The sequence below is a fragment of the Arthrobacter woluwensis genome (assembly GCF_900105345.1).
Taxonomy (GTDB): Bacteria; Actinomycetota; Actinomycetes; order Actinomycetales; family Micrococcaceae; genus Arthrobacter_E; species Arthrobacter_E woluwensis.
In genome coordinates, this window is the sequence record NZ_FNSN01000004.1 from 200,853 (window position 1) to 217,073 (window position 16,221).

General features: G+C 69.7%; 16 protein-coding genes, 1 tRNA gene and 1 other RNA gene. 7 read left to right on the top strand and 11 right to left on the bottom strand.

Annotated features, from left to right (window positions below):
• Positions 1 to 21 precede the first annotated feature (21 nt).
• Complete coding sequence (gene aceB / locus BLV63_RS16510) at positions 22 to 1,647, top strand: malate synthase A (RefSeq protein WP_066214775.1); 1,626 nt, start codon at positions 22 to 24, stop codon at positions 1,645 to 1,647.
• 263 nt (positions 1,648 to 1,910) lie between these two features.
• Positions 1,911 to 2,396 (top strand): SRPBCC family protein, encoded by a 486-nt coding sequence (locus BLV63_RS16515; protein ID WP_066214774.1) that lies wholly within the window; start codon positions 1,911 to 1,913, stop codon positions 2,394 to 2,396.
• On the opposite strand, the gene BLV63_RS16520 is transcribed toward BLV63_RS16515, so the two are convergent.
• Positions 2,393 to 3,694 (bottom strand): MFS transporter, encoded by a 1,302-nt coding sequence (locus tag BLV63_RS16520; protein WP_066214772.1) that lies wholly within the window; start codon positions 3,692 to 3,694, stop codon positions 2,393 to 2,395. The genes BLV63_RS16515 and BLV63_RS16520 overlap by 4 nt on opposite strands.
• 168 nt (positions 3,695 to 3,862) lie before the next feature.
• Here BLV63_RS16520 and BLV63_RS16525 point away from each other — a divergent pair, with 168 nt between their 5' ends.
• Both BLV63_RS16525 and BLV63_RS16530 read left to right on the top strand, forming a co-directional pair.
• Complete coding sequence (locus BLV63_RS16525) at positions 3,863 to 4,597, top strand: DsbA family oxidoreductase (RefSeq protein WP_066214770.1); 735 nt, start codon at positions 3,863 to 3,865, stop codon at positions 4,595 to 4,597.
• Positions 4,598 to 4,707: 110 nt separating this feature from the next.
• Positions 4,708 to 5,367 carry a TetR/AcrR family transcriptional regulator gene (locus BLV63_RS16530; RefSeq protein ID WP_066214768.1) on the top strand — a complete coding sequence of 220 codons (660 nt, stop codon included), beginning with the start codon at positions 4,708 to 4,710 and terminating at the stop codon, positions 5,365 to 5,367.
• 56 nt (positions 5,368 to 5,423) lie between these two features.
• Here BLV63_RS16530 and BLV63_RS16535 read toward each other — a convergent pair whose 3' ends face one another.
• Positions 5,424 to 6,053, bottom strand: coding sequence for a LytR C-terminal domain-containing protein (locus tag BLV63_RS16535; RefSeq protein ID WP_074784650.1), 630 nt, complete (start codon positions 6,051 to 6,053; stop codon positions 5,424 to 5,426).
• 6 nt (positions 6,054 to 6,059) lie between these two features.
• A complete protein-coding gene (locus tag BLV63_RS16540) occupies positions 6,060 to 6,359 on the bottom strand; it encodes a type II toxin-antitoxin system VapB family antitoxin (RefSeq protein ID WP_066214766.1) in 300 nt (99 codons plus the stop codon).
• Between the two features lie 131 nt (positions 6,360 to 6,490).
• Between BLV63_RS16540 and BLV63_RS16545 the strand changes: the two genes are divergently transcribed.
• The gene (locus BLV63_RS16545) at positions 6,491 to 7,498 is read left to right on the top strand and encodes a Cof-type HAD-IIB family hydrolase (RefSeq protein WP_254780617.1); all 1,008 of its coding nucleotides are present in this window, start codon (positions 6,491 to 6,493) and stop codon (positions 7,496 to 7,498) included.
• A gap of 51 nt (positions 7,499 to 7,549) precedes the next feature.
• Here BLV63_RS16545 and BLV63_RS16550 read toward each other — a convergent pair whose 3' ends face one another.
• The 7 genes from BLV63_RS16550 to BLV63_RS16580 form a co-directional block, all read right to left on the bottom strand.
• On the bottom strand, positions 7,550 to 8,071 hold the full coding sequence (locus BLV63_RS16550) for a glutathione peroxidase (RefSeq protein ID WP_066214764.1): 522 nt from the start codon (positions 8,069 to 8,071) through the stop codon (positions 7,550 to 7,552).
• Positions 8,072 to 8,142: 71 nt separating this feature from the next.
• The gene (locus tag BLV63_RS16555) at positions 8,143 to 8,952 is read right to left on the bottom strand and encodes a hypothetical protein (RefSeq protein WP_066214762.1); all 810 of its coding nucleotides are present in this window, start codon (positions 8,950 to 8,952) and stop codon (positions 8,143 to 8,145) included.
• Between the two features lie 280 nt (positions 8,953 to 9,232).
• The gene (locus BLV63_RS16560; protein WP_082724179.1) at positions 9,233 to 10,453 is read right to left on the bottom strand and encodes a M23 family metallopeptidase; all 1,221 of its coding nucleotides are present in this window, start codon (positions 10,451 to 10,453) and stop codon (positions 9,233 to 9,235) included.
• 320 nt (positions 10,454 to 10,773) lie between these two features.
• The gene (locus tag BLV63_RS16565; protein WP_066214758.1) at positions 10,774 to 11,211 is read right to left on the bottom strand and encodes a DUF4383 domain-containing protein; all 438 of its coding nucleotides are present in this window, start codon (positions 11,209 to 11,211) and stop codon (positions 10,774 to 10,776) included.
• Between the two features lie 164 nt (positions 11,212 to 11,375).
• On the bottom strand, positions 11,376 to 12,278 hold the full coding sequence (locus tag BLV63_RS16570; protein WP_066214756.1) for an anti-sigma factor: 903 nt from the start codon (positions 12,276 to 12,278) through the stop codon (positions 11,376 to 11,378).
• Positions 12,271 to 12,849 carry an ECF RNA polymerase sigma factor SigK gene (gene sigK, locus BLV63_RS16575; RefSeq protein WP_066215010.1) on the bottom strand — a complete coding sequence of 193 codons (579 nt, stop codon included), beginning with the start codon at positions 12,847 to 12,849 and terminating at the stop codon, positions 12,271 to 12,273. Before sigK ends, BLV63_RS16570 begins: the two co-directional genes overlap by 8 nt.
• Before the next feature lie 118 nt (positions 12,850 to 12,967).
• Positions 12,968 to 13,630, bottom strand: a complete 663-nt coding sequence (locus BLV63_RS16580; RefSeq protein WP_066214754.1) for a fasciclin domain-containing protein — start codon at positions 13,628 to 13,630, stop codon at positions 12,968 to 12,970.
• A gap of 375 nt (positions 13,631 to 14,005) precedes the next feature.
• Here BLV63_RS16580 and BLV63_RS16585 point away from each other — a divergent pair, with 375 nt between their 5' ends.
• A complete protein-coding gene (locus BLV63_RS16585) occupies positions 14,006 to 15,754 on the top strand; it encodes a cytochrome c biogenesis protein DipZ (RefSeq protein WP_066214752.1) in 1,749 nt (582 codons plus the stop codon).
• Positions 15,755 to 15,868: 114 nt separating this feature from the next.
• On the opposite strand, the gene BLV63_RS16590 is transcribed toward BLV63_RS16585, so the two are convergent.
• A tRNA-Ser gene (locus tag BLV63_RS16590) sits at positions 15,869 to 15,956 on the bottom strand.
• 119 nt (positions 15,957 to 16,075) lie between these two features.
• Here BLV63_RS16590 and ffs point away from each other — a divergent pair.
• An RNA gene (gene ffs, locus BLV63_RS16595) (signal recognition particle sRNA small type) lies at positions 16,076 to 16,172 on the top strand.
• The last annotated feature ends 49 nt before the right edge of the window (positions 16,173 to 16,221 follow it).

Below are 16,221 nucleotides of genomic sequence, written 5' to 3' on the forward strand. Positions count from 1 at the left end.
GAATTTTCTAAGGACAGTGACATGACCACCACCTTCGAGCTCACCGCTCAGCCGATCCGGAGGCAGGGAGAGATCCTGACCCCGGAGGCTCTGGAATTCATCGAACGGCTGCACCGGGCGCTCGGCGAGCGCCGCACCGAACTGCTCGACGCCCGTCACGGCCGCCGGGCCCGGATCGCCGGAGGCGAGGACCCGCAGTTCCCGCACGGCACCGAACACATCCGGGAGGACCGCAGCTGGCGGGTCGCTCCGCCGGCCCCGGGTCTGAACGAGCGCCGCGTCGAACTGGCCGGGCCCACCGACCGCCGCACCACCATCAGCGCGCTCAACTCGGGCGCCTCGGTCTGGGTGGCGGACTTCGAGGATTCCCTGACCCCTAGCTGGCGCAACATCATCTCCGGCCAGTTGAACCTGATGGACGCCCTGGAACGGCGCATCGACTTCACCGCCCCGGACGGCACGGAGCTGCGTCTGACCGAGGGCACGCTCCCCACCATCGTGATGCGTCCCCGCGGTCTGCACCTGCCGGAGAAGCACCTCCTCTCGGGCGGCCAGCCGGTCTCCGGGTCGATCGTGGACTTCGGGCTCTACTTCTTCCACAACGCCCGTCGCCTGCTGGCCCAGGGCCGCGGCCCCTACTTCTACCTGCCGAAGGTGGAGACGCATCAGGAGGCGCGCTGGTGGAACGACCTGTTCATCCTGGCGCAGGACCTGCTGGGGCTGCCCCAGGGCACCATCCGCGCCACGGTCCTGATCGAGACCATCTCGGCGGCCTTCGAGATGGAGGAGATCCTGTACGAACTGCGGGATCACGCCTCCGGGCTGGCCGCCGGGCACTGGGACTACATCTTCTCCCTCATCAAGACGTTCCGGACCCGTGGTCCGCGCTTCGTCCTCCCGGACCGCTCCCAGATCACCATGGAGCAGCCGTTCATCCGGGCCTACTCGGAACAGCTGGTGCACATCTGCCACAAGCGGGGCGCCATGGCGATCGGCGGCATGTCCGCCGAGGTTCCGAGCCGGCGCGACGCCGCACAGAACGCTCGCGCGACCGCCGCGGTCCGCGCGGACACCACGCGCTTCGCCGTGGACGGGTTCGACGGCACCTGGGTGGCGCATCCGGATCTGGTGTCCTCCGCCCGCGAGGTGTTCGACGCCGCCCTCGGTCAGCGCCCGCACCAGATGGACCGGCAGCGCCTGGACGTGGTCCCGGACGCCCGCGCTCTGATCGACCTCTCGCAGACCACCGGCACCATCACGGAGGCGGGCATCCGCTCGAACGTCGAGATCGGCATCCGGTACATCGAATCCTGGCTGCGGGGCAACGGCGCCGTGACGATCCGCCGCAACATGGAGGACGCGTCCACGGCGGAAATCTCCCGTTCGCAGCTTTGGCAGTGGATCCACAACCAGGCGATCACAGACCAGGGCGAGGTCATCACCCGCGAATGGGTGACGGAGATCTTCGAGGAGGTCTACAGCGGACTGGAGCGCTTCGAGGGTGACCGATTCCGCGACGCCCGGGAGCTCTTCGAGGAAGTGGCCCTGGCCTCCTTCTTCCCGACCTTCCTGACCATCCCGGCCTACGCCCGGTTCCTCTCCACCTCCGCGGAGGATGCGAGGGAACGTCGGCTGGTGGCCGCCTGAAACCACCTGTCGGCGCCGGCGCCGCGACGGACTCGCAACACGTACCCCGAAGGCCGGGGGCGGCCCGGCCGACAGGGAACATCCGCCCCCACGACGACGGCGGCGCACCGGAGAGGTGCGCCGCCGTCGTCGTGCTGGGCCGGTGCTGATCGTCCGTTGCGTTGCGTGCTCAGTTGTTGCGGGTCCGAAGCGCCGGAACCCGCAACAACTGAGCACGCAACGCAACGCCCGGGCCGAACGGCGCGCGCCCCTAGACTGTGACCATGCCGACCCTTGAGGCCACCACCACCGTCGCCATCGACCCGGAACTCGCGTTCGCGGTGTCCCAGACCCACGGCGAGCTGCGGCTCCGCTGGGACCGGTTCATCCGGGCCGAACGGCTCCTCGACGGCGCGACCTCCCAGGGCAAGGGCGTCCGGACGTGGACGCGGCACCGCTGGGGGATGCCGATGGTGAGCGAGTGCGTGTCCTTCCACCCGCCGTCGCACACCGGCATGCACATGACCGAGGGGCCGTGGTTCTTCGAACGGTTCGCCGGGGGCTGGCGGTTCAAAGCAGCGGACGACGGCGGCACGCTCGTGAGCTGGCGCTACAGCTTCGCGTGCCGGCCGGCATGGCTCGCGCCGCTCGCGGAGTGGATCGGCGCCAAGGTCCTGCAACGGGAGATCAGAGCCCGCCTTGACGGCTTCGCCGCCGGCTGCGCCGACCCTGAAGTCCTCGACGCGGTCCGGAGCGGCCGCCGCTCCTAGGCCAGCTGCCGCGCGGCGGCCAGCTTGTTCGCCCGGGACACGCCCCACGTCGTGCAGACGAGGAACGCCGTCGTGGTCAGCAGCGGCACCAGGAGCGCGAGCTGCCAGCTGCCGGCGCTCACGTGGACCGAGCCGATCACACTCGGCGCGATGCCCGCGAAGATGTACCCGATGCCCTGCACCAAGGCGGAGATCCGGGCCGTCTGGGCCTGTGTGGAGCCGGCCTTGATGATCGCCGAGAGCACCAGCGTGAAACCGCCGCCCTGCGCGGTGCCGCCCGTGAACGCCCAGAGCCACCACAGCTGCGGCGCCAGGAGCAGCCCGAGCGGGACCGTCACCCACAGCGCGCCGATGACGAGCGTGCCGGCGATCCCGCCGAGCCAGCGCACCAGCAGCGGCGTGCCGAGCGCGCCGAGGATGCCCATCACCTGGAAGATCGACGATCCCGCCCCGGCTTCGGTGGGCGCCAGCCCGATGGTGTCGTGCAGATAGCTGGGCAGCCACGCCGTGATGCCGAAGTAGCTCGAGGACTGGCCCGCGAAGCCGATCACCAGGGCGATCGTCACCCAGAGCGTCGCACCCTGCAGCCGCGCCGCGGCTCTGCGTGCCGCCTTGCCGGCGGCCTTCTCCTCGGAGGCGCTGAGCCCTTCCTGCCCGGACCCCGGGCCGGAGATCGCCACCGGCTTGAGTGCGACGGCCGCACCCATGGTCCAGATCCAGAATCCCAGCACCACGAGCGCGACGACGGCGGACAGCGCCAGGGCGCCCTGCCACCCGAGCCACTGGGCCAGGGGGGCCGTGGCCACCGAGGCGAGGAACGCGCTGAAGTTGAGGGTGCCGGAGTAGACGCCCATGGTGAGACTCTGCCGCTCCACGGGGAAGTCCCGCCGGACGATCAGCGGCATGACGATGTTGCCGATCGTGATGGCCGCGCCGATCACCGCGGTTCCCCCGAAGAGCGCCCACTCGGGCCCGACCGACCGGATCGCCGCTCCCACGGCCACCCCGGCGACTGTGAAGGACACCGCCATCTCGGCGCCCACCTTGCGGCCCAGCCAGGAGGCCGCGGGTGAGAAGAACGCGAAACACAGCACGGGGATGCCGGTGAGGATGCCGAACTGGACCTCGCTGAGGCCCACCTCGTTCCGGAACACCGGCGCGAGGGGCGCCAGGCCGATGAAGGGTCCGCGCATCGTGAGGGCGATGCCGATGATCGCGAGCAGAAGGAGCCAGGCCGGCTGTCCATGGGTGGTGGAGTGCGTCGACCGGGACGCCACGGTCGTGGGGGTACGGGTCATGCTGCCACGCTCTCCGGGCGCGCTGAACGCCCTGTCTCGAACAAACCGCTATGGTATACCATAATCGCCCTAGGGGTCCCGGGCTCCCGCTCGGGAGTGCTCCGAGGTCGCGCTCCCCCTGAGCCCACCGCGGGAATAACGGTCATCTCCCCCGGGTTGATTCCTGACGTGAAGATTGAAATCTGGTCCGACGTCGCCTGCCCCTGGTGCTTCATCGGCAAGCGCCGGTTCGAAAAAGCCCTGGAGAAGTTCCCGCACCGCGATGAGGTGGAGGTCCAGTGGCGAAGCTACCAGCTGGATCCGAGCATTCCCGAACACTATGACGGTACCGAACTCGGGTACCTCAGCGAGCGCAAGGGCATGGCACCCGAACAGGTTCGCACGATGTTCGGTCATGTCACGGAGCAGGCCGCGGGCGAGGGCCTGGCGTACGACTTCGACACGGTCGTGGTCGCCAACAGCTTCACCGCACACCGCCTCATCCACCTGGCCGCGCAGTCCGGCAAGGCGGACGAGGCCAAGGAACGCCTGCTCAGCGACCACTTCGAGCACGGCAAGGACATCGGGAACCACGAGTACCTGCGCACCCTCGGCGCCGAGCTGGGCCTGCCCGCCCAGGACGTGGAGGAGCTGTTCACCACGGACAAGTACGCCGACGCGGTCCGCGAGGACATCGCGGAGGCCCGCGCCATCGGCGTGAGCGGCGTCCCGTTCTTCGTGTTCGACCGGAAGTACGGCGTCTCCGGCGCCCAGTCCAGCGACACGTTCTCCCAGGTGCTCGACGAGGTCTGGCAGGAGAGCCACCCGCTCCTGACGCCCGCCGCGGTGGGCGCCCAGGCCACCGGATCCACGGCTGACGACGCCGATCTCAACGGCCAGGCCTGCGGCCCGAACGGCTGCTGAACCGACTCCGTCGGCGATGATGCCGGCCTGAGCGAGGGCGTGCGCGAACACACAGCCTTCTCCCAGGCCGGCATCTCCCTTTTGATGACACAATCCGGTAAAGTGTCTCTATGCCCAAAATCTCCGCGGCCAACAATGTGGCCCAGCGCGCCGAGACCCAGCGGAAGATCCTCACCGCGTTCGGCGAACTCCTCTTCACCCAGGGCCTGCCTGGGCTGACCATGACGGACGTGGCCCGTCACGCGGGCATCGGCCGCACCGCGGTCTACAACTACTACGCGGACATGGAGGAGCTGCTGGTCTCCTACGCGCTGACCGAGACCGAGAAGTTCGTGGCCGAGCTCAAGGCCGGTCTGGAATCACTCGACAACCCCGTCGACCAGCTCTCCCTCTACATCCGGGCCCAGGTGGAAGACCTCACGCGTCGGCACCTGCCCCCGGGACCCGCCATGGCGGCGGTCCTCTCCCCCAAGTCGTTCGCCCGCCTCGCCGATCACGTCGGCGAGCTCAACGGCCTGCTGCAGCAGATCCTCCGGCACGGCATGGAGCAGGGCTTCCTGCCCCACGGAGACGTCGAGTCCCTGGCCCGTCTCATCCTCGGCACCCTGTCCTCGACCGCCTCCCGCGCCAAGTCCCACCAGCCCGGCTCGCCGGAGCTGGAGCTGCAGATCGCGGCCACCGTGCGGTTCATCGCGAGCGGAGCGGGTGCCGAGTTCGACGACGACGGCCGCCCCGTGGTGGTCGCACCCCTGCTGACTCCGCTGGCCTGAGTCCGGCTCACTCGAGCGGGTGCGTCAGGTCCTGAGAGGGCCCCGTCTCGCGGGAATCACTTCGCGGGAGTGCTCGCCGCCAGCTCGCGAGGGCAGAGCAGCTTCCCCGGGCCCTGGACCACTTTGGCCGTGGGGGTCACGGCGGCGAATCCCTGGAACAGGATGACGTCCACCGTGCCGTCGCTCCGCCCGTCCTGGTAGTAGTCGGCGCCCTGCAACTGCCGCTGCACGGTCAGTGCCGCGGCATGGCCGTCCTTGCCGGAGATCACGGCCACGGGCGTGTTCAGGGAGAGATCCCGGTTCGTCACGGCGCCCACCACGAACTTCCGTGCCTTGAGCTGTGCCGCCACATTGCCGGCCAGCCCGCGCCGGTCCGTGGCGTTGAAGACGTTGACCTTCACGGCCGACGGCTTGAGCGGGGTGAAGGTCCCGGAGGGGCAGACCGAGGTCTTCTGAGGCGACGACTCCGCCTGCGGGATGCTCAGGTAGCCCTTCTGGATCGCGAAGGCCACGCCGATGCCGCCGGCCACCAGGACGAGCAGGACCACCAGCACCACAGCGTGACGCAGGCGCAGGCGGAAGCGGCGCCCGTCGCCGTCGTCGTCCGGGTCCTCCGCGAAAGCCGCCTCGAGTTCCTGGCGGGAGACCACGTGGCTCCCGTGCAGGCGCTCAGGATCCCGCGCCACCGTGCCTCACTCCTCGATGACCAGGACGCGGGCGTGGATGGCGGTCCGCTGGTGCAGGGCCGTGCGCACCGCCCGGTGCAGCCCGTCCTCCAGGTATTTCACGCCCTTGTACTCGACGACATGCGGGAACAGATCGCCGAAGAAGGTGGAGTCCTCCGCCAGGAGGGCCTCGAGGTCCAGGGTCCGCTTGGTGGTGACCAGTTCGTCCAGCCGCACGGGCCGGGGCGGCAGCGCGGCCCAGTCCTTGGGCGTGTTGTGCCCGTGTTCCGGGTACGGACGTCCTTCACCGACAGCTTTGAAGATCACCCTGCAAGCCTAGGCAAGAAACAGGTCCCGGGGAATCGGCACGCCGCCCGCACCACGAGTCGTAGTGGAACGGTGACCATTTGACGAGGGTGGATTGGAGGGCGCCGGAGCCCGGGTGTTGAATGGTGGTCATGACTGACAGCAGTGCCCCGGCCGCCCCCGTCACCCACTCCCCGGAAGAGTCCTCCGGCCCGGAACCGCGGGCTCCCCGGGAGGCGACCATCCCGGTGGAGCCGGGCGATGGCACCCGTCCCCCGCTGGCGCTGCTGCTCGACGTCGACGGGCCGATCGCCAGCCCCGTCACCCGCTCCGTCCCGGACGAGGTCATCGCGGAGCTGCTCTGGCTGGCCACCGACGGCGTGCCCGTCATCTTCAACACCGGCCGGTCCGCGGACTTCATCGAGCAGCAGGTGGTCCGGCCCATGCTCGCCGCCGGCATCCCGGATGGCCTCGAGTTCCTGGCCGTGTGCGAGAAGGGCGCCACCTGGTTCACTTTCGACCGCGACGGCGCGGGCGAGGTCCACGTGGACGAGCAGTTCAAGGTCCCCGCCAGCTACGCCGCGGCCATCCGCGAGCTGGTGACGCGCAAGTACTCGGAGTGGATGTTCTTCGACGAGACCAAACTCGCCATGGTCTCCGTGGAGCAGCACGTGGAGACTCCCAGCGCGGACTACCTGGCGCAGCAGCCGCACTTCGACGCCGACGCGCTCTCCCTCATGCCGGCCCACGCCATGCGCGGCCTCATCCGCTCCGCGGCCCCGGAACAGGCGAGCGGTATCAAGGACTCCCGGGCGAACCACTTCCTGGTGGACCCGACCATCATCTCGACCGACATCGAACACGCGCGCCTGGGGAAGGACCTCGGAGCATGGCGCGCTCTTTCGTGGCTCCAGGAGCGCGGGCTGGAGCCCGATCAATGGCGCACGGTAGGCGATTCCGGCACGGACTACGCCATGGCCGACTGGCTGCAGGCGCAGGGGCACGCCGTGGCGCATGTCGACGTCCGCCCCGCGGAGGAGCTTCCCGACAAGCCGTACCACGTCCTGACCTCCGTGCACGTCGGCCTCGGCGCGGATGTGGTGAACGACGAGGCCGGGCTGGCGTTCCTCCGCGCCTGGCACGAGCGCCTGGACGGCTGAGCCGGATTCCCACCGGGTGACCGGCGGAATCGGCGGGACCCGCCGGAGCGGTCAGTCGGCCGCCGGCTGAGCGTCGGCGGTTCCCGGCGCCGCGAGCGCTGCCTCGACGGCGGCGACCAGTTCGGCGTCGTCGGGTTCGGTGCGCGACCCGAACCGTTCCAGGACCTCGCCGTCGCGGCTGATCAGGAACTTCTCGAAGTTCCACTTGATCAGGCCCGGCAGCAGGGGGTGCTTGAAGCGGGTCAGCTCGTGATAGAGCGGGTGCTGTTCTTTGCCGCGCACCTTCGCCTTGGCGGTGAGAGGGAACGTCACACCGAAGTTGAGCCGGCAGAACTCGGCGATCTCGGCGTCCTCGCCCGGCTCCTGCCCCGCGAACTGGTTGCAGGGCACGCCCAGGATCTCCAGACCCTCGTCCTGGAACCGCTCGTAGAGCTTCTGAAGCCCGTCGTACTGTGAGGTGAAACCGCACTTCGAGGCGACATTGACCACCAGGACCGCCTTGCCGCGGAAGCGTCCGAAACTCGAGGTGGCGCCGTCGTTCATGGTCAGAGGGATGTCATACAGAGAGGTCACCTCACGAGCCTACGCCGGTCCGGCAGCCGTGACGGACACGAAGGCCGGAGCCCCTGCCCTGTCAGCCGGGGTCAGCCTCCCAGCACAGGCAGGCAGATCTTGATGCCGAGCACGTCCACGATGCACCGGGTGCCCTGCGGGGGTTTCGGGGCCGGAGTGCCCGGCTGCGGCGCGGGAGGCTTCGGCGCCGGCGCCTGGGTGGCCGGAGGAGCCACGGGTGGCGGTGTCGACGGGATCGCAGGGGCGGACGGTCCCGGCTGCGCGGGCGCGCCGGGAGCGGGAGACTCCGCGCCACCATCGCCGGGCGCGGTTCCGTTCCCGCCGGTCTCCGATTCCGGCGTCGTCGGCCCCGGATCCGGCGAGCCGGCTCCGGGGCCGGTCTCCGCAGTGGTTCCGACGTCGGTTCCTGCGCCGGCTCCCGTGCCTGCGGCGTTCCCACCGGACGACTGGGAGGTGACGCGGCCCTGCTCGTCGGGGACCCCCGTCGGACCGGCGACCGCGGCTCCCTTCGCAGGATCCTGAGCCGGGACGTCGGCCTGCTGCGCGGGCACGGTGGCGCCGGCCGTCCGGGCGCCGCCACTGCGGTCCGCCGGCCGCGAGAGCACGACGCCGGGCGTGCCGGGTGCGGCGGTTTGGGTTTCGGCCTGCGAGGTGGAACGGTGGTCGGCGGCCGGATCCGGCTGTGCGGTCCCTCCCGACACCAGAGCGGTCGAGACGAGGAGCACGGCACTCAGCGTGACCAGCGAGACGGTCTGGCGATGACCTGGCGCGGCGACGCCCCACGCGGCGAGCGCCGGGGTCTCGGCGCGGCGGGCGCCCCGGCTCCGGGTCCTGACGCGTGCCGTCCGGGCCGACGGCGGGGCGACGCGGCGGCCGCTCATGGCAGCCACGTCCGGGCACGGCCGGGCCTCACGGCGACGGCGCCGAAAACCCAGAACTCAGTCATCACGCGTGGATCCCCCTTGGGCGGCCCTCTCCTGAAAGCCGTTGTCACTGATTCTCGCCCAGTGACATGGACCACGCCAACCTTGACATCGTTGTTGCACATTGCCGCCCACGGCAACAGACCTCTTCAGCTCAGGAGGGCACGGCGACGGCACGGCGGGATCCGAAGGCCGGATCTCCCGGATCACGCTGCGATCAGGCCGGGGTTCTCCCGGATCACGGTGTGATCAGCGGCAGCAGCACGCTGGGCAGCAGCGAGGGGCTCAGCAAAGAGGTGGGCGCCGGCGAACCGGACTCGCCGGCGCTCGTGCCCTGGCCTGCTGTGCCCTGGCCGCCCGCGCTCTGGCCTCCCGCACCCGGCGAGCCGGACGGCGAACCGCTCCCCGCGGGCGAACCCGTGCTCGGCGGCACCGCGGGGCTCGAGGTCGGCGTGCTGCTCGGTGTCGGCGCCGGCGTCGTCGGTACGGGCGTCGTCGTGGGGCCCGTCGGAGTCGGAGTGGGTTCCGGTGTGCCGGTCGGGCTCGGCGTGGGCGATCCGGTGGGGCTCGGCGTCGGGCGGGTCGGGACCGGCGTCGGATGCTCGGGCTGCGGGGGTTCCGGGCGGGCCGGCGGAACCTTGGTGCCCGGCGGGATCTTGCCGCCGTCCTTCTCCGCTTCAGGCGTGATGATCCCCTCGGTGCCGGACGAGCCGCCGGGCAGGGTCCACGCGGACTTGGCGCCCGCCCGCGAGTAGTCCGTGAACGCGATGCGGTCCAGCCGGTCCACCTGCTTGATGGGATCGAGGATCCACTGCAGCGGATTGACGTACTTGCCGTCCTTGATGGTCTCGAAGTGCAGGTGGCAGCCGGTCGATGAACCGGTGGTCCCCACCTTGGCGATCACCTGTCCCACGTCGATCCGCTCGCCCTTGTTCACGGCGATGCCGGAGAGGTGGTTGTAGGTCGTGACGAGCCCGTTGCCGTGATCGATCTCGATGCGGTTTCCTCCGCCGTACGGTGACCAGCCGACGTTGCGCACCCGCCCGGCGTCGGCGGCATAGACGAGAGTGCCGCACGCGGCGCCGTAGTCCTGGCCCCAGTGGATCTCGCCCACCTCACCGGTCAGCGGATTGACCCGCGGACCGAAGGGCGACGTGGGGATCAGGACCTCCAACGGGGCGGAGAGGTGACCTGCGGCGGGACGGTGGCGTCCGGCCTGAGCCACGTTGAGACGTTCCCGCGCCCCTTTCGGACGGCTCTGCAGAGTGGTGCGTTCGAAGGAGATGAAGGCTTCGGCTTCCGCGGTGACCGGTCCGATAAGAGGGTGGGCCCCCACCTGGTCGGTGGCCGCGCTCGGCGCCTGGCGTTCACTGACAGCGGTGAACTGCGCCAGACCGGACGGCGTCCCCAGTGCCAGGGACACGAGGACGACGCCGGCCATCACCAGGCTCGCCCTCATCGATGCTTTCACGGGCCCGCGGCCGCGATGACGCGGCACGTGGTGGCCCCTCACAGTGCTTCCATCCCCAAGACCTGCACAGCGCTGAACATCCCCTGTTGTCGTCTGTGTCGACCGCCCGACCGGGCAATCACTTCCCAGTGTGCCCCCGCCGCCGTCGCGAATTCAAGGGAATCCCGCGCCCCGTTTCAGAACCCCTCCGGGAACCGCACGGGAAGGGCCTTCACGACGCCCGGCGGTCCGGCCCTGAACCTGGAAAACGCCGGCGGGGCGCCCCGGTCCCGGGGCGCCCCACCGGCGCGTGCAGCCGTCAGGAGACGTCATGCCCTCCGCAGGGCCGGGGTGCGTCCCAGGATCAGACCCAGGGCCAGCATCGCGGCGCCGAGCGCGAAGTGGAGGATGTTGTCCGCCATGTTGACGGGGACGAAGTTGCCCGCCGACTCCTCACCGAAGAAGAGCCCGTACACGAACAGCACCAGGTAGATCACACCGCCCCAGACCAGGAAGTTCCGGGCCCCGGCAACGCTGCGGCCGAGAATCAGGCCGGCCACACCGAACAGGAGGTGGACCACGTTGTGGAGGACGGAGACCTGGAAGATCCCGAGGAGCATGGCGTGCGAATGGTGGCCCGCCGCCTCCATGTCCCCCGACGTGATGCCAGGGACGAACCCCAGGATTCCGACGAGCAGGAAGACTGCTCCCACCAGGGTCGCGGTCAGACGTACCGGGCTCTTGCCCTGGATGACATTGCTGGACATTTCGTGCTCCTCACCTCGTGTTCCACGGCGCCCGATGCGCCGTCCGGTGACTTCAGCCCCCGGTGCGGACTTCCCGCACCATGAGTTCGGAGCGGATGGCGAGGCGGATTGGAAAAGCCCGGGAGAATTTCTCCCGGGCTTTTCTCAGGTGCTGTCAGCGGACCTCAGGTGATGGACTCCACGAGGATCGGTTTGGTGGTCGGCTGCGCCGAACCGCCTTCCGGCTCGATCGTGACCCCCAGGAAGGACGCCGAACCGATCCCGCCGGGCAGTTCGTTCCAGGTGGACGCTCCGCCGCCGCTCTCCAGCAGACCCGCCGGCTTGGCCGCGCCCGCCTGATCGATGAGCCAGAGTTCGTAGCTCTTGCCCTGGGGCGGCGCCCCCATGCCGAGGGTCATGACACCGCCACGGCCCTCCTTCTCCGAATGCATGACCAGCATGGTCGCGCCACCGGGGACCGAGAACTGCTTCAGCTTGGCGTCCGGAGCGGCGATGATCCTGTTCATCGCCTCGGCCGGGGAGTCCTGTGCCGCGGCCAGCCGCCGCTGCGCCTCATCCCGCTGCGACTGCGCCTGGAAGGCCCATCCCGCCGTCCCTGCGGCCGCCACGGCGAGCACGGTCGCGACCGCGGCCAGCCAGCGTGTCGACGACGGCGCCCGACGGACCGGGAGCGGCACGACGTCGGCCCCGGCCGGCTCAGCCTCGGCGGTCTTCGCGGGAACGTCTTTCACAGGAACGTCGGCCTGCGCACCGGCTTCGGCGTCCGACGTCGTCGGCACCGAAGCCTGCTGCGCCTCCGGCGCGGATGACCGTTGCGCCTCCGGCGCGCTGACCGCCTCGATCTGAGGGGTGACGGCGATCTGCGCCATGAGGCGTGCTTTCAGGTCCGCGGGCGGCGCCACCGGCGTCGTGCCGGCGGCCAGCAGCGCGGCCACCTGGCTCAGTTCGCGCGCTTCCTCCGTGACCGGATGGCCCGGGGTCAGCGACGTCTCGAAGTCGCGGCGTTCGTCCTCGTCCAAGGCGTTGAGCGCGTAGGCGCCGGTCAGCAGATGCAATTGATCATCCATGGCCAACTCCTAACGTGTCTCTCAGACGGATCATGCCGTCACGAATTCTGGTTTTCACGGTGCCCAGGGGCAGGTCGAGCGCCTGGGCCACTTCTCCGTAGCTGTACCCGCCGTAGTAGGCGAGTTTGATGGCCTGCCGCTGGACCTCGGTCAGCGACTCCATCGCCTTGTGGACCCTCTCGCTCTCCAGGGCCACCTGGACGCGATGCTCCACATCGTCGTAACTCTCGCGGTACTCCTTGATGCCTTCGCGCAGGTCCCGTTCCTGGGAGGCTTGCGCGGCCCGCACCCGGTCGACCGCCCGGCGGTGCGCCATCACGGTGATCCAGGCCCGGGCGCGTCCCCGGTCGGCGTCGAAGCGTTTGGCCTGCTGCCAGACCTCCAGGAACACCTCCTGGGTGACTTCCTCGCTCTGCGCCGGATCCCGCAGGACCCGCAGCACCAGGCCGTGGACATGCGGGGCGAGGGCGTCGTAGAGACTGCCGAAGGCGGACTGATCGCCCTGCGCCACCAGTTCCATCAGTTCGTCGATGTCAGCGGAGGCGGCGGGCCCTGACCCGGGTGGATGCATGTACATCACTGTCTCATGTCCGCGCATGTTCCTCCGCCACCTGTTTGCCGGGATGGGAAGGGCGGCGGGCCTGACGGCCCGCCGCCCGGGTCTCACCTGGGGTCCTGCTCCGTAGGGACTACTTGGCCGGGGGCAGGAGGACCGAGTCCACCAGGTAGACGGTCGCGTTCGCGGTGCGGACGCCACCGCAGATCACGTTGGCCCCGTTGACCTTCAGGTTGTCGCCGGAACCGGAGACGGTGACCTTCTGGCCCTCGACCGTGTCATGCGTGCCGACGATCGATGCCGGCTCGATCTGGCCCGGGACCACGTGGTAGGTCAGGATCTTCTTGAGCGCCGGGGCGTCCTTCTTGAGGCTGTCGATGGTGGCCGCGTCGATCTTCGCGAAGGCGCTGTCCACCGGTGCGAACACCGTGAACTGGCTGCCGTTCAGCGTGTCGACCAGGTTCACCTGGGGGTTCAGCTTGCCCGAGACCGCCTGGACCAGGGTCTTCAGCAGCGGGTTGTGAGAGGCCGCCACGGCCACCGGGTCGGTGGACATGCCCTGGACGGATCCGGGACCGCTCGGGTTGGCGGAGGCGTACGCCTGGCAGCCGGGGCCGACCAGGTTGGCGGCGGGATCCATGCTGGGGCTGGCGGCCGCGCTGCTGGAGGACATCGCCGGGGACGGCGCGGACGAGGTGGCGGCGCCACCGCTCATCCCGCCGCTGCATGCTGCGAGCCCGAGGGGCACGACGGCTGCGAGACCGGCCAGGACGGAAAGACGCTGGATCTTCTTCATGATGATGCTCCTCTTCAAAGGTGTGCGGTCCGCATCCAGAAGCTGGGCTGACCTGTTGGTGCCAGTACTTCGGAGCAGGGTCCGCAGACGGATTGGAGGAATTTCCGGAAACTTTCCGAGAGGCGCTTTCCCGGCTCTCCTGGGGCGCTGCGAACACCGCGAGCCGGTCGCCCCGGCGTCGGGCGGGAGGCCCCCCGGTGAACGACGACGACGGGCCCCGGCCCGCGGACCGACCAGCCGGCCGGGCTGCTGTCCAGTCCGCCGGCCGCTCCGCCGGCCGTTCCGCCGGCCGCTCCACCGGTCTGATGCACCGGGTGATCCCCGTCTCCGGCCCGCCGTCCAATCCGCCGGGACGCGGCGCACCGAATACCCGGCATGGACACGAACATCATCATCGGCTTCCTGGGCGGTCTGGTGACCGGAATATCGCCCTGCATCCTGCCCGTCTTACCGGTCATCTTCTTCTCGGGAGGTCTGGACAGCGCACGGCGCGATCCTGGCGCCGCTCCCGGTGAGGACGACGCGCCCGCACGGGCCGTCTCCCGGTGGCGGCCCTACCAGGTGATCCTGGGGCTGGTGATCAGTTTCAGTGTCTTCACGCTGCTCGGTTCACTGCTCCTCGGACTCCTGGGGCTGCCGCAGGACATCTTCCGCTGGGCCGGCATCGCGGTGCTGGCGGCGGTCGGACTCGGCATGCTCATCCCGCGTCTCGAGGAGTGGCTCGAACGGCCCTTCTCCTGGATCCCCCGCCGGCAGGTGGACGCCCGCAAGCGGGGCGGCTTCAGCCTGGGCCTCGCACTCGGGGCCGTCTTCGTCCCGTGCGCCGGTCCTGTTCTGGCCGCCATCACCGTCTCCGGCGCCACCGGCCGCATCGGCGCCGGGACCCTGGCGCTCACGCTGTCGTTCGCCGTCGGCGTCGCGATTCCTCTGCTGTTCTTCGCACTCGCGGGCCGCGGCCTGGCCGAGCGGCTCAAGGCGTTCCGCCGCCGCCAGAAGGGCATCCGCATCCTGGCCGGTGTGCTCATGATCGCCCTCGCGGCAGGCCTGGCCTTCGACCTTCCCGCGGCCGTGCAGCGGCTCATCCCGGACTACACCGCGTCCTTCCAGGAGAAGTTGACGCCCTCGCAGGGCAGCCCCCTGGATCTGGGCGGCGTGGCCACGGACGAGAACAAGGACCTCTCCAAGTGCACCCAGGGCTCCACGGAACTGCAGGACTGCGGACCCGCACCCGAACTCCGCGGCATCAACGCCTGGCTCGGCTCGGATCCGCTGACGCTCAAGCAGCTCAAGGGCAAAGTGGTCCTCCTGGACTTCTGGGCCTACTCCTGCATCAACTGCCAGCGGTCCCTGCCCCACATCACCGCGCTCGACAAGGCGTACCGTGATGCCGGTCTCCAGGTGATCGGCGTCCACACGCCGGAGTACGCCTTCGAACGCGAAACCCGCAACGTCAGCGCCGGCATCAAGGACCACGGCATCCAGTACCCGGTGGCCCTGGACAACTCCTACGCCACCTGGACCGCCTACCGGAACCGCTTCTGGCCTGCGCAGTACCTCATCGACGCCCAGGGGAACGTGCGGCACATCCAGCAGGGCGAGGGCGGCTATGCCCTCACGGAGAAGCTCGTCCGTTCCCTCCTGAGCTCCGCACAGCCGGGCAAGGAGCTGCCGGCGCCCGTGGAGACGGGGGCGGCCGGACAGGACGGCGCGCTGCCGCAGAACACCACCCGCGAGACGTTCCTGGGGGTGTCCAAGCAGGTCAACTACTCGGGTGCGGCCACGTACCGCTCGGGGACGTCCCTCTTCGCCTACCCGGCGTCGCAGGCTCCGGACAGTTTCGCGCTCACCGGTTCCTGGACGCTTGAATCGCAGCGGATCTCGGTCCCGCGGAATGCTCCCGCCCCGGGGTCAGGGGTACGGCTGAACTTCCACGCCGGACAGGTCCAGGCGGTGCTGGGCGGCACCGGCTCGGTCACCGTGAAGGGCCCCGACGGCGAGAAGACCCTCCAGATCTCCGGCCCGCCGAAGTCCTACGTGGTCCATCAGAGCGACACTTCCGGCGCCGGGACCCTGGAACTGCGGCCGACGCCGGGCGTCCAGCTCTACTCGTTCACCTTCGGGTGAGCTGACGGTTGCCGTCTCCTGAGCCACCTCCCGGCCCACGTCGCGTCGGGCCGGGAGACGGCAGGAAGACGGGAACGCAAAAGCCCCCTGGAACCGAGGTTCCAGGGGGCTTTCTGGCGGAGAATGGGGGATTTGAACCCCCGAGGGCGTTAACCCAACACGCGTTCCAGGCGTGCGCCATAGGCCGCTAGGCGAATTCTCCATTGCCCTAAGGGCAGGTATCAGCTTAGCGGACCTCTGGCGGGACCACCAAATCAAGGGCCGCCCGCCACCTCAGCCCGCGCCGATTTCCCCCTCTGCGTCCGGCCCGCTAAGCTGGTGTGCGACTCCTCGCGTGGCGTCATCCTGCCGAACTCCCCCAGGACCGGAAGGTAGCAAGGGTAAGTGGGCTCTGGCGGGTGCGCGAGGGGTCTTCTACGTTAAAGGCCCGGCCCGCCCGGAGCCGCGGAACGACGGCTTCTCCTGTC

Coding starts and splice junctions, on each gene's coding strand:
- BLV63_RS16515 (WP_066214774.1), top strand. CDS start 1,911: ATGCCGACCCTTGAGGCCACCACCACCGTCGCCATCGACCCGGAACTC.
- BLV63_RS16560 (WP_082724179.1), bottom strand. CDS start 10,453: ATGAGGGCGAGCCTGGTGATGGCCGGCGTCGTCCTCGTGTCCCTGGCA.
- sigK (WP_066215010.1), bottom strand. CDS start 12,849: ATGCATCCACCCGGGTCAGGGCCCGCCGCCTCCGCTGACATCGACGAA.
- BLV63_RS16530 (WP_066214768.1), top strand. CDS start 4,708: ATGCCCAAAATCTCCGCGGCCAACAATGTGGCCCAGCGCGCCGAGACC.
- BLV63_RS16585 (WP_066214752.1), top strand. CDS start 14,006: ATGGACACGAACATCATCATCGGCTTCCTGGGCGGTCTGGTGACCGGA.
- BLV63_RS16565 (WP_066214758.1), bottom strand. CDS start 11,211: ATGTCCAGCAATGTCATCCAGGGCAAGAGCCCGGTACGTCTGACCGCG.
- BLV63_RS16520 (WP_066214772.1), bottom strand. CDS start 3,694: ATGACCCGTACCCCCACGACCGTGGCGTCCCGGTCGACGCACTCCACC.
- BLV63_RS16570 (WP_066214756.1), bottom strand. CDS start 12,278: ATGGATGATCAATTGCATCTGCTGACCGGCGCCTACGCGCTCAACGCC.
- BLV63_RS16580 (WP_066214754.1), bottom strand. CDS start 13,630: ATGAAGAAGATCCAGCGTCTTTCCGTCCTGGCCGGTCTCGCAGCCGTC.
- aceB (WP_066214775.1), top strand. CDS start 22: ATGACCACCACCTTCGAGCTCACCGCTCAGCCGATCCGGAGGCAGGGA.
- BLV63_RS16555 (WP_066214762.1), bottom strand. CDS start 8,952: ATGAGCGGCCGCCGCGTCGCCCCGCCGTCGGCCCGGACGGCACGCGTC.
- BLV63_RS16545 (WP_254780617.1), top strand. CDS start 6,491: ATGACTGACAGCAGTGCCCCGGCCGCCCCCGTCACCCACTCCCCGGAA.